Raw genomic sequence first — 11,646 nt, 5'->3', positions numbered from 1 at the left:
AAACCTTTTTTTGCAAAAAGAGGTTTCCTCCCCCGGTTCTCCGCTTTTTCCACAGGAGTCCTTCATGCAGACCATGCTTGTGACCGGCGGAGCCGGGTTTGTCGGCAGCAATCTGGCCATGGCCTTTAAGAAGAAGTACCCGGAACGCACGGTCATTGTTCTGGATAATTTGAAAAGGCGCGGGTCGGAATTCAACGTGCCGCGACTGGTTGCGGCAGGCATCCGGTTTGTGCATGGGGACATCCGCAATCTGGAAGATCTGGAGCTGGCCGACAAGATCGACGTGCTGCTTGAGTGTTCGGCCGAGCCGTCGGTGCTGGCCGGCTTTGGCGGCTCGCCCAAGTATCTCATCAACACCAATCTGACCGGCACCATCAACTGTCTGGAAGTGGCCCGCAAAAACGCGGCTGACGTGGTGTTTCTGTCCACCAGCCGGGTCTATCCCTACGACCCCATCAATGCCATCGGAGTGCGCGAGGACGAGTCGCGGTTTGTCTGGGAGTCCGGGCAGGGGCCGCGCGGCTGGTCGGAAGCGGGCGTGGACATCGACTTCGACCTCAATGGTCCCAAGTCCATGTACGGGGCAACCAAGCTCTGCTCGGAATTCGTGCTGCGGGAATACGAGGCCATGTACGGCGTTCGCAGCGTGATCAACCGCTGCGGCGTCATTGCCGGGCCGTGGCAGTTCGGCAAGGTCGACCAGGGCGTATTCTCCTTGTGGGTGCAGGCTCATTATTTCAAGAAATCGCTGTCGTATATCGGTTTTGGCGGTCTGGGCAAGCAGGTGCGCGATCTCCTGCACATCGACGACCTGTTCGATCTGCTGGATATCCAGTTGTCAGACCTTGAGAAAGCCCGCGGCAAGGTGTACAACGTCGGCGGTGGAAGAGACACGAGCCTGTCGCTGCTGGAAACCACGCGGCTTTGCCAGGAACTGACGGGCAACACCATTGAAATTCGTCGGGACCCGGTCAATCGGCCGGCCGATCTGGCCATTTATATGGGCGACAACCGGCGGGTGACGGAAGATTACGGTTGGAAGCCCAAGCGCAGTGCGGAAACGGTCCTGCGGGATCTTTTCGACTGGATCCGCGAACACGAGACCAGTCTGCGCACGCTTTCCGGGTTGTAAGAGCAGGCGGCGCTGTCCTCTCTGGTGTGGCGCTCCCGGAATACGAGGGTCTTGTTGCAACGCCTGGCGCTATAAGACACTGCGGGCCCCGTTTTTGACCGCATGGATTTCGATAGCCTGACACGAGCATGGAGGCGGGCGGTATGGCGGTGCGCAAGGTCGATCATCAGCGGATGCTGGCAGATGCCCGCACCATTCGGGAAAATATCAGTCGCGCCCGGGGTTACCTGCGGCGCGACGATTTATATCGGTGCATCGAGGCGGCCAACGATGCCCTGGTGCTCAAGGGCACCAGTTCAGCTCTTGGCATGGGCCGCTCCGAAGTCGATCTGCTGTTTGTGGAGATGTGCGACGAGTTCAGCCGCCATCCCCGCGTGGTGGCCTTCCTGGAGAGCATCGGCATTCCGGGAGGGCCTTTTTTGCGCTACAAGGCCGGAGACGAGACGCTCCTTATCAAGAAGCTCACGGCTTTTCGCATCAAGATGGAAGACGTCGAGGAACATCAAAACGCCCATGAAGAAAAGCGGCGGGCGGCCCAGCGTGATGAGTGGCTGACCCTTGGCCGCGAGCATCTGGCCCAGAAGAGTTTCCCCAAGGGCAAGGTCTATCTGCGCCGGGTGGTCGAGACCTACGGCGAGGAACCGGGCATTGTGCGCGAGGTGGGGAGTCTTTTTTTCGAGGCCGGGCTGCTCCCGGAGGCCGCCGAGATGTTCATGCTGGCCATCAAGACAACACCGTCGGACCAGCAGGCCTGGCGCGGGGCCATCGAGGCCTGGGACGCCCTTGGCGAATTCAAGCAGGCCGAGGCGCTCTATCTCGACGCGGTGCGCACCTTTGGCGGCCATCCCATGACCTTTCTCAATATCGCCAAGTTCTACCTCAAATGGAACCGCAAGGACGACGCCTACGGCTATGCCCAACGCGCCCTGGATCTCGACGCCGGCCTGACCGAGGCCCGGGAGATTCAGGACCGCATCGAAAGGCGGTAGGGAGGGCGGTTTTCAGATCGTCCAGGCCGGCACGATGCTGATTTCCCGGGTCAGGGGAAGGGATTGCCCGGCCAGACAGACCAGCGCACCGTGGCCCAGGGGGACACCCAGGCGGCTTAGGGACTGAAAGTGCCGCACGTCGCCAAGACTCGGCGAGGCCCCGCGTTTGATCTCCACAGGATAGAGCCTGCCGTCCCGGGCAATGAGCGCATCGATTTCCTTCTGGTCCTTGTCCCGGTAGAAGTGAAATGTCGGCCGCTGGCCGTTGTGCCACCAGCTTTTGAGCATTTCCCCCATCACCCAGGTCTCGAAGATCGCCCCGGACATGGCCCCGGCCAGCAGTGTGTCCGGGCTGGTCCATTCCGTCAGGTAGGCGCAAAGGCCTGTATCCAGAAAGTACAGCTTGGGGGTCTTGACCAGGCGTTTGGTCACATTGGTAAAATAGGGTTCGAGCAGAAAGACGATGCCCGAGGCCTGGAGGATGGACAGCCAGCGTTTGGCAGTTGCCGGGGTGACGTCGGCGTCCCGGGCCAGTTCCGCCAGATTGAGCAGGTTTGCGGTGCGGGCGGCGCAGGCCCGGATGAAACGCAGAAAGGCCCCCTCGTCGCCGACCTGGGCCAGATCGCGGATGTCGCGTTGCAGGTAGGTCTGCAGATAGGAGCTGTAAAAGAGTGGTACATCAGCGTCAGGGCGCACGGCCAGGGCCGGAAATGCACCACGCCACAGCATGGCGTAGAGGGCATGGAGCGAGGGCGTCGGCTCCGGACCGTCCCAGGTCCGGGGGGCTGCATCGGGCAGAAACACGGGGGCAGAGCTGCCGCGTCCGGTGCGTTCCCGCAACGACAAGCCTTGCAGGTGGACGATGCCCACCCGGCCGGCCAGGGTTTCGCTGACCCCGCGCATGAGATGAAACTGCTGGGAACCGGTCAGCCAGAACAGGCCCGGTTGGCCCAGTCGGTCAGCGGCCATTTTGATGTGCGGCAGCAGTTGCGGCGCATACTGGATTTCGTCAATGAGCACCGGCGGTGGGAATCGCTCCAGGAAAAGGGCCGGATCATCCCGGGCCAGCAGAGCCAGCAGCGGATCGTCCAGTGTCACGTAGGTGCGTGCGTCGCCGGCCAGATGCTTAAGCAGGGTTGTTTTGCCGACCTGCCGCGGACCGGTCACGAGCAGGGCCGGGAATTGGCTGCCGGCTGCGGCTATGAAAGGCTCCACGGTGCGGGACAGATACATGGCGCTCGCTCCTGTCGTCCAATATGCAAGTCAACTATATATTGGACGATGCCCCGCTAAAGGTCAAGGGCGGCAGGAGGATCGGTGGTCGTCGGCCTTATTTCCCGATGCAGAACCGGTCGAACACGGTGTTTAAGACGTCGTCCGGGGTGGTCTCGCCGGTGATGTCGGCCAGAAGCGTGCTGGCCGTCTCCAGGCGCACACCCATGATGTCATACGGCAGGCCCCTGGCGATGTCGGCCAGGAGTTCGGCCAGTTCGGTCCGGGCGGCCAAGAGCGCGGCCGCCTCGCGGTCGCTTGGGGCCGGGGTGTCGGGTTCGGGCGGGCCGGCGTCCCGGGTGAGGATGGCCCGTATGGCCGCCACCAGCCCGGTCAGGCCGAAACCGGTGCGCGAGGACACGGCCACCTGGGCCAGGCCCCGGTCGGCCAGCAGCGCGGCGGGAGCGGGCTCTGCCGGGGGCAGGTCGGCCTTGGTGACCACGGCCAGCACCTTGGCTGGGGTGAGCGCCGCGATGACCGCCTCGGCCTCGGCGTCCGGGACAAAGGGCGCGGAGCCGTCCACCAGATAGAGGCCAAGGGCTGCCCGGCTGGCCTTGGCCTTGCCGCGTTCCTTGCCGATTTTTTCGATGGCGTCGGCCGTGTCGCGCAACCCGGCCGTGTCGGTCAGGCGCACCGGCAGGCCGTCGAGGTCCAGGGACTCCTCCAGATAATCGCGGGTGGTGCCGGGCAGGTCGGCCACAATGGCCCGGTCGGTGCCGAGCAGGGCATTGAAAAGACTTGATTTGCCGGCATTGACCCGGCCAAAAAGAGCGACCGTCGTGCCTTCGCGGTAGGGCCGGGCCCGGCGGCCGGCCTCGAGCAAGGCGTCGATGCGGGCCAGGACGGCGGCCACGCCCTCGGCAAAGGCGGCCTTGGGCAGGCACTCCACTTCCTCTTCGGGAAAATCCACAGCCAGACAGATGCCGGCCATGAGATCGGCCAGGGCCGCGCCGAGTTCCCGGGCCGCGTCGCCCATGGCGCCGGTCAGGCGGGAGAGGGCCAATTCGGCCTGCACGGCGCCCCGGGCGGCGATGAGTTCGGCCACGGCCTCGGCCTGGGACAGGTCCAGGCGGCCGTTGACGTAGGCTCGTTTGGTGAATTCCCCGGGACCGGCCGGCCGCGCGCCAAGCGCGTAAACGGCTTCCAGGACAGACCGCAGCACGGCCGGGGAGCCGTGGCAGAAAAGTTCCACGGTGTCCTCGCCGGTGTAGCTGCCGGGGCCGGGCATGAAGGCGGCCATGCCTTCGTCCAGGAGCTTGCCGGCCGGGGTGTGAAAGGTGCCGTGGTGCAGGCGGTAGGGTGTCAGGCCCGGAAAATCCGGCCGGCCGGACCGAAACAGGCGCTGGCCGATTTGCCGGCTGGCCGGGCCGCTTAGGCGTACGATGCCGATGCCGCCGCGGCCCGGCGGGGTGGCCACGGCGGCGATGGTGTCCGAGGCAGGCAGGCGCATGGAGCCTTAGCCGCCGGCCGGGCAGGACGAGGTTTCAAGCAGCGCGGCCAGGGCCCGGCCCATGCGGCCGATGCCTTCCACGATGCGCTCGGGGTCGGCGTTGGAGAAGTTGAGCCGCATGGTGCGCTGGCCCGAGCCGTCCACGAAAAACGGCTCGCCCGGCACAAAGGCCACCTTCTCTTTGATGCACAGGTCAAACAGGGCAAAGGCGGAACAGCCTTCCGGCAGGGTGACCCACAGGAACATGCCGCCTTCGGGTTCGGTGTAGTGCACGCCCTCGGGGAACTCGGCCTTGATGCGTTCGACCATGAGATCGCGCTGGCTGCCGTAGGCGGCCTTGATGGTGGCGATGTGGGCGTCGAGGTCGTTGTCGGCCAGATAGCGCATGAGAATACGCTGGACCAGGGTCGAGCAGTGGAGATCCGAGGCCTGTTTGGCGGTCACGAGTTTGGGCAGGCTGTCGGGATCGGCCACCACCCAGCCCAGGCGCAGGCCCGGAGCGGCGATTTTGGAAAACGTGCCGAGCATGTAGCGGTCCTGGGTCATGAAGGCCGACACCGGCGGCTGGGGGTCGCCCATAAACCGCAGTTCGCCGTAGGGATCGTCCTCGACGAAGATGGCGTCGGACACGCGCATGGCTTCGGCCACGGCCCGGCGGGCGGCCAGGGAGTAAGTCAGGCCGGAGGGATTCTGGAAGTTGGGCACGGCGTAAAACATCTTGGCCTGCCCCCGGGTCAGCACGTCCACGAGCCGGTCCACGTCCGGCCCTTCCGGCCCGAGCGGCACGCCGGCAAAGGTCGGCTCGAACATGGAAAAGGCCTGGATCGCGCCGATGTAGCCGGGCAGCTCCACGGCCACCACGTCGCCCGGGTCGAGGAAGACCTTGCCAAGCAGGTCCAGGCTTTGCTGGGAACCGTTGGTGATGAGCACCGTGGCCGGATCGATGTCCATGCCGCGCTTGGCCTTGTAGCGGTCGGCAATCCACTGGCGCAGGCCCGGTTCGCCCTCGGATACGGAATATTGGAGCGCTGCCGCCCCGGATTCGGCCAATACGCTGGCTGCTGCCGCGGCAATGGGACCGGTGGGAAACAGGTCGGGCTTGGGCAGGCCGCCGGCAAAGGAAATGATGGACGGATCGGCGGTGACCTTGAGAATTTCCCGGATAAACGAACGGCGCACCTGGGACATGCGTTTGGCAAAAGCGGGCACGGCATAACCTCCTGGGGATGGAGGGCCGCGATCTGGCGACATGACGGGCCGCCAGACGCGGCCGGTCGCGCCATGCTACCCCGGACGGTTTCCGGATGAAAGTGTTTTGTCGCGCCGGCCGGGTGGAAAAGCGGTTCGCCTCAGCCTGGAGGGATTGGCCCGCCAAGAACATACTCCAGGCGCACCAACGCCTCCTGTTCGGCGAGCAGGGCCTGGTTGTGGCGCAGCCGCTCGCGCAACAGTTCCAGGGAGGCTTCCAGGGCCGTCAGCTCGGAGAGCTGCATGGCCCCGGCATAGGTGGCGGCCCATTTGGCCGCCCGGGCCGTCGGAGGCAGCACGCCCGTTTCCAGGGCCTGCCCCGTGGCCCGGGCCAGCCCGGCGTCTTCCAGGGCGCGGATGGCCTCTTCCCGGGCCTGGCCCTGGGCCTGGGCCACCAGCCGGGCGGCCTGCCGGGCCTGATAGGCTGCCTTGGCCTTGTGGGCCTGATTCTGATCGAAGACGGGCAGTCGCACCGATGCGCCCGGACCAACGGTGCGGTTGCTTTCGATGTCCAGATCGTAGCCGGCCCCGATCTCGAAATCCTTGAGCCAGCGGATGTTTTCCAGGGCCACGCCGCTGGCGGCGGCCTTTTCGGCGAACCGGGCAGCCTGGACGGCCAGATTGTTGGCCTCGGCGTAGGCCACGGCCGTGGCTATGCCTGGCAGGGGCAGGGATTTGTCCGGAACCTCGCCGGCGAGAGCGAAATCCTGGCCGGCCGGCAGGCCCATGATCCGGGCCAGCCGGGCCTTGGCCACCTGTTCCCGGGCCGCAAGATCGGCCGTTTCCAGGCTGGCCCGGGCCACGGCCGCCTCCAGGGCGGCCACTTTGGCCTCGTCGGCCAGCCCGAAGGAGCGGTAGCGCTTGCCGGCCTCGGCCAGTTTTTTCGCCTGCCCGGCCACCTCCCCGGCCAGGGTTGCGCCGCGCCGGGCATAGGCCAGTTCCAGCCAGGCGAGACGGGCTTCCCGGGCGGCGGCCATGGCCTGAAGGCCGACCAGCAGGATGTCGCGCTCCAGTTCGGCCTGGGCTTTGGCCGTGCGGTCCTTGATTTCGGCCAGATCGGAAACCGAGGCCATGGCTGTGGCGGCCAGGCTGCCCAGTGGGCCGCCGGCAAAGAGCGGAAAGCCGAAAAGCACGGCCAGCGAGGGATTTTGCGGCAGCCCGGCCTGGACCACCTCGGCCCGGGCGATGCCGATGTCCTCGAACCGGGCCTGGACGCCGGGATTATTTATAAGGGCCAGCCGCACGGCGTCGCGCAGGGTCACGCCCCGGGCGACGATGGCCGCGACCTCTTTTTGGACGAAAGCCTCGTCTTCGGGAGTGCGCTGCCACAGCGGCTGCTCATGTTCCCGGGCGGCGACCAGGGCGGCCATTTTGGCAAAATCGGCTTGCGGCTCCACCTTGGCGCAGCCGGCCAGTACGGACAGGAGACACAGGGAGGGAATGAGGCGGCGCATATTAGTTCCCTCCGGACGGGCCGTGCCCGGTGTGGGGCGCGGCAGGCATTTCCCGGTCCTGGCCGCCGGGGGACGGGGCGGGCGGTTGCTTGCGGCCCGGTCCGGCCTCGGCCGGGGCATCCGGGCCATGCCCGGCGTGGGGTGCGGCGGTCTGCGGCCCGTGTCCGTGCCCGGCCTGGGGACCCTGTGCGGTCGGGACATGGCCGCCATGGTCCGGGGGCTGGCCGGCTTCGGCCGGGGCTACCTCAAAGAGCATGGTCATGCCGCCCATGGGCATGACCCCCATGGGCACCGAGGCATGGGCGTTTACCACGTGGTGGAGCTTGTGGCAGTGCATGTGCCAGTAGCCGGGATGGGTAAAGGTGAATTCCACGTCGCGGATGGCCCCGGGCGAGACATTGACGGTGTTGCCGGGCCACTGGGCCGATTCGGGAATGGGACCGCCCTCGGTGCCGGTGACGCGCCAGGTGACGCCGTGCAGATGGATGGGGTGGGCGTGCATGTTGGACAGGTTGGCCAGCCGCAGGCGCACGGTCTGGCCGACGCGAGCCGTCAGCACGGCGGTGGAAGGCGCGGATTTTCCGTTCATGGTAAACCAGTTGGGGTCGGTGGAGGTCACGTCCACGTATTCGTTGCCAGGCAGGAAGAACCATTCCTGGAGCAGGATGGCGTAGTCGCGGTCCACCCGGCGCGAGCCGTCGGCGGGGTGGATGATGAAAAAGCCGCCCAGGCCCATGCCCACCTGTTTTTTTTCGTTAAACGACGAATGGTACATGAACGTGCCGACCTGATGCACGGTGAATTCGTAGGTGTAACTCGCGCCGGGCTGGATGGGCGGTTGGGTCAGGCCGCCCACGCCGTCCTGGTCGTTGGGCACTTCCAGGCCGTGCCAGTGGATGCTGGTCGGTTCGGGCAGCTCGTTTTTGACGATGACGCGCACCGTGTCGCCCTGGACCACCTCGATGGCCGGTCCCGGCATGGAACCGTTAAACCCCCAGAGCTTCACTTTCTTGGGGATGTCCATGCCGTGCATGGCCCCTTTGGCCTTGTGCCAGCGGTCCCACAGGGACCCCGGCGGCGGCGGGCCGTCCAGGAGCAGGCGCTCGACCGGCTGGGCGGTCAGGCGAAAGACCTTTACCGCGCCGTCGCGCTCATAGCCGAGGGTTGGCACATGGGGCGTCATGACCACGCCCTCGCCCTTGCCGGTCAGTCGCGGCGGCGGGGTGAGGGCGATGGCCGGATTTCGCCAGGGGAAAACCGGGCTGCTGTGGCCGCCGTGTCCGGCCGGGCTGACGTGGTCGCCGTGGCCGTCATGGGGCTCGGACTTGGCCAGGGCCGGGGCAGCGGCAAAAAGCGGGGCCAGGGCGGTGAGCGCCAGGAAGCGGCGGCGTCCGGGCCGGCCTGCGGCGTGGTCGGCGGGAGCGGTCTCCGGAGGCCCGGGGTGTTGGTCGCGGCCAAGCCAAGGGAGGAAACGGTTGAAAAAGCCTTCCATTGTGTCTCCTTGCGGCCGGGGCAACGGCGGAGCATTGTTTCCTACCATGGTAAGCAACAATTTGGGGGAAAAGGCAAGGCCCGGGGCCAGGGGACGTTAGCGGTGAAGGGCCTCCCAGATTGTGGCCAGCGCCGCCCGCTGCGCCCCCGGCCCGTAGGCCGCTGCCGTCTGCCGGCCGCTTTCCAGCACCGCTTCCAAGGCCGCGCCGCCCTCCAGCCACAGCCGCGCCGCCTGCTTGAGACAGAGGCCTGCCCCGAAAACGTCATTGTCGGCAGCGTAAAAACCATTGCCGCCCCAGGGAACAGCGCGCAGCGCGACCGATGGCGCATACCCGCCGTCCCCGGCCTGGCGCATGTAATCAAAGCCGCCGAACCCGGCAAAGCCGGCCACCACGCAGCCGCAGGCCAGGGCCTCCAGCGGCGGCAGCGGACAGCCCTCGGGAAAGCCGGTGGCCAGAAACACATGGCAGCCGCGAAGCGCCTCGGCCACGCCGTCCGGCACCATGTTTTCGATGGGCAGCCATTCCAGATGAAGTCCGGTGCGCCCTGACCGGGCCTCGGCCATCTGTCGGATCATGGCGGCCAGCGCCTTGTTTTTGCGGGGCATATAGCCCACTCGAACCGCCCCGAGGTCCGGCTTGGCCGGGGGCGGGAAAAATCGGGCCGGGTCAATGGCCGGGCGCAGCACCGGCGGCAGCGTCCCGGTGGCCTGCTCGATGAACCGGGCCACCGGATCGGACACGGCCAGGAAGGACACGGGCAGCCGGTCCCAGCCCACGCCGTCCGGCAGGCCGTTAAACAGATAGGCCCAGTTCTGGCAGTAGACCACGCAGCGCGCCCCAGCGGCCAAACCCGGAGCCAGGGCATTGGGCCAGCCCTCGGGCACGAGGTAGATGTCGTCTGGCCTGAGGCCGGCCTCGGTCAGGCCGGCCACCGGCAGCCCCGGCGGCAGGGCCAGGGGCGGGGCGGCCGGATCGCGAAGGATGAGCCGGACGTCGTGGCCAAGCGCGGCCAGACCGGCCGCCACCTCGGCCAGAACAGCCAGTCCGCCGGAAACCGAGCGCAGCGGCGGCAAAAAAATGCAGGTCCGTCCCAAAGGGGCCTCCCGGGCGGTGCGCCCTGTTGCCGGAAACAGTCCAAAAGGCTACCACGACAACCATACGAAGCCCTCTGATGCCGCAAGGAGTCCCTATGCGCAACAACAAGGATGCCATTGCCGATATGGCCCTCACGCCGGCCGATACGGCCGTGCCCACCCTGGGCCAAAACGCCTGCAATAGTCCCAAATGCTCCGACGCGTTTACCACCGACGAGGCCGGGGTGCTGGTCGGCATCTCCCGGACCAGCCTCGCGGCCCCGGACGTGGCTCCGGTCTTCTTCGAGGAGGCCGGCCCCCGCCAGCAGCTCTTCTTTTCGCCCCACAAGACCAAGATCGCCATCGTCACCTGCGGCGGCATCTGCCCCGGCATAAACGACGTCATCCGCTCCATCGTCATGGAGGCCCACCACCACTACGGCGTGGCCGCCACGCTTGGCATCCGCTACGGCCTTCGCGGCTTCATCCCGGCCTGCCGCCATGACGTGATGGAATTTTTCCCGGACAATGTGGCCGAAATCCATCAATTCGGCGGCACCATCCTCGGTTCCTCCCGCGGCTCCCAGCCTGTGGACGAGATCGTGGACGCCATGGAACGGCTCGGCATCGGCTTTTGCGTCTTTATCGGCGGGGTCGGCACCATGCGGGCCGCCGAGGCCATCGTGGCCGAGATTGCCGGCCGGGACCTGCCCATCGGGGTGGTGTGCATCCCCAAGACCGTGGACAACGACATCCATTTCGTCTCCCGCACCTTCGGCTTTTCCACCGCCACCCAGCAGGCCACCGAGGCCATTGCCTGCGCCCATGTCGAAGCGGTGGGCGCGCCCTACGGCATCGGCCTGGTCAAGCTCATGGGACGCCAGTCCGGGTTTATCGCGGCCGAGGCCAGCATGGGCCTTAAGCACGTCAACATGGTCCTCGTGCCTGAGGAGCCCTTTGCCCTGACCGGACCGGGCAGCGTGCTCGAGGTCTTGGAAACGCGTCTTCGCACCCGCGGCCATGCCGTCATCGTGGCGGCCGAAGGGGCGGGACAGCATCTCGTGGACGAAACCGGGCGCACCGATCCCTCGGGCAATCCCATCCTGGGCGATTTCTGCGGTCTGCTCTCGGCCGAGATCAAACGGCATTTCAAGGAAAAAGCCCTGCCCATCACCATGAAGGCCATCGATCCGAGCTATATCATCCGTTCCGTGCCGGCCAACACCGCCGATGCCGTCTATTGCGGCTTCCTCGGGCGTCTTGCCGTCCATGCCGGCATGGCCGGCAAGACCGGGCTCATGATCGGCTCGGTCAACGACCACTACGTCCATGTGCCGCTGCCGCTGGTCACCCGGGAGCGCAAACGCATCGATATCCATTCCGACTATTGGCAGGCCGTGCTCGATTCCACTGGCCAGCCGCGTTTTGCCCCCTATCAAGCCTGATTGGCCTTCCTGCGACGAAGCCTCCGGCGGCCGGGGGGGGGCGGGGAGCAGGAAAGGCAGAAGAGGCCTCCGGCGGCCGGGGGGGATAAT

9 protein-coding genes are annotated in these 11,646 nt (G+C 66.4%); 3 read left to right on the top strand and 6 right to left on the bottom strand.

Annotation, left to right across the window (positions count from 1 at the left end; translation table 11 throughout):
- Window positions 1–64 precede the first annotated feature (64 nt).
- Both DVDV_RS20160 and DVDV_RS20155 read left to right on the top strand, forming a co-directional pair.
- Window positions 65–1,132 (top strand): NAD-dependent epimerase/dehydratase family protein, encoded by a 1,068-nt coding sequence (locus tag DVDV_RS20160; RefSeq protein ID WP_075356376.1) that lies wholly within the window; start codon window positions 65–67, stop codon window positions 1,130–1,132.
- Window positions 1,133–1,275: 143 nt separating this feature from the next.
- A complete protein-coding gene (locus DVDV_RS20155; protein WP_075356375.1) occupies window positions 1,276–2,121 on the top strand; it encodes a M48 family metallopeptidase in 846 nt (281 codons plus the stop codon).
- A gap of 12 nt (window positions 2,122–2,133) precedes the next feature.
- Here the strand turns inward: DVDV_RS20155 and DVDV_RS20150 are convergent, their stop codons facing one another.
- The 6 genes from DVDV_RS20150 to DVDV_RS20125 form a co-directional block, all read right to left on the bottom strand.
- Entirely contained in the window at window positions 2,134–3,354 is a 1,221-nt protein-coding gene (locus DVDV_RS20150) for an ATP-binding protein (protein ID WP_075356374.1), read from the bottom strand.
- 97 nt (window positions 3,355–3,451) lie between these two features.
- Window positions 3,452–4,843 carry a tRNA uridine-5-carboxymethylaminomethyl(34) synthesis GTPase MnmE gene (mnmE, locus tag DVDV_RS20145; RefSeq protein WP_075356373.1) on the bottom strand — a complete coding sequence of 464 codons (1,392 nt, stop codon included), beginning with the start codon at window positions 4,841–4,843 and terminating at the stop codon, window positions 3,452–3,454.
- Between the two features lie 6 nt (window positions 4,844–4,849).
- Entirely contained in the window at window positions 4,850–6,052 is a 1,203-nt protein-coding gene (locus DVDV_RS20140) for a PLP-dependent aminotransferase family protein (RefSeq protein ID WP_075356372.1), read from the bottom strand.
- A 140-nt stretch (window positions 6,053–6,192) separates the two neighbouring features.
- Window positions 6,193–7,545, bottom strand: a complete 1,353-nt coding sequence (locus DVDV_RS20135) for a TolC family protein (protein WP_075356371.1) — start codon at window positions 7,543–7,545, stop codon at window positions 6,193–6,195.
- 1 nt (window position 7,546) lies between these two features.
- The gene (locus DVDV_RS20130) at window positions 7,547–9,037 is read right to left on the bottom strand and encodes a multicopper oxidase family protein (protein ID WP_083634847.1); all 1,491 of its coding nucleotides are present in this window, start codon (window positions 9,035–9,037) and stop codon (window positions 7,547–7,549) included.
- 96 nt (window positions 9,038–9,133) lie between these two features.
- Window positions 9,134–10,132, bottom strand: coding sequence for a glycosyltransferase (locus DVDV_RS20125; protein WP_075356370.1), 999 nt, complete (start codon window positions 10,130–10,132; stop codon window positions 9,134–9,136).
- A gap of 95 nt (window positions 10,133–10,227) precedes the next feature.
- Here DVDV_RS20125 and DVDV_RS20120 point away from each other — a divergent pair, with 95 nt between their 5' ends.
- Window positions 10,228–11,556: an ATP-dependent 6-phosphofructokinase gene (locus DVDV_RS20120; protein ID WP_075356369.1), complete on the top strand. Its 1,329-nt coding sequence runs from the start codon at window positions 10,228–10,230 to the stop codon at window positions 11,554–11,556.
- Window positions 11,557–11,646: the final 90 nt, after the last annotated feature.

The sequence above is a fragment of the Desulfovibrio sp. DV genome, from assembly GCF_001936595.1.
Taxonomy (GTDB): Bacteria; Desulfobacterota; Desulfovibrionia; order Desulfovibrionales; family Desulfovibrionaceae; genus Solidesulfovibrio.
This window is presented reverse-complemented; position numbering and strand designations above follow the sequence as displayed.

Coding starts and splice junctions, on each gene's coding strand:
- DVDV_RS20160 (WP_075356376.1), top strand. CDS start 65: ATGCAGACCATGCTTGTGACCGGCGGAGCCGGGTTTGTCGGCAGCAAT.
- DVDV_RS20155 (WP_075356375.1), top strand. CDS start 1,276: ATGGCGGTGCGCAAGGTCGATCATCAGCGGATGCTGGCAGATGCCCGC.
- DVDV_RS20150 (WP_075356374.1), bottom strand. CDS start 3,354: ATGTATCTGTCCCGCACCGTGGAGCCTTTCATAGCCGCAGCCGGCAGC.
- mnmE (WP_075356373.1), bottom strand. CDS start 4,843: ATGCGCCTGCCTGCCTCGGACACCATCGCCGCCGTGGCCACCCCGCCG.
- DVDV_RS20135 (WP_075356371.1), bottom strand. CDS start 7,545: ATGCGCCGCCTCATTCCCTCCCTGTGTCTCCTGTCCGTACTGGCCGGC.
- DVDV_RS20130 (WP_083634847.1), bottom strand. CDS start 9,037: ATGGAAGGCTTTTTCAACCGTTTCCTCCCTTGGCTTGGCCGCGACCAA.
- DVDV_RS20120 (WP_075356369.1), top strand. CDS start 10,228: ATGCGCAACAACAAGGATGCCATTGCCGATATGGCCCTCACGCCGGCC.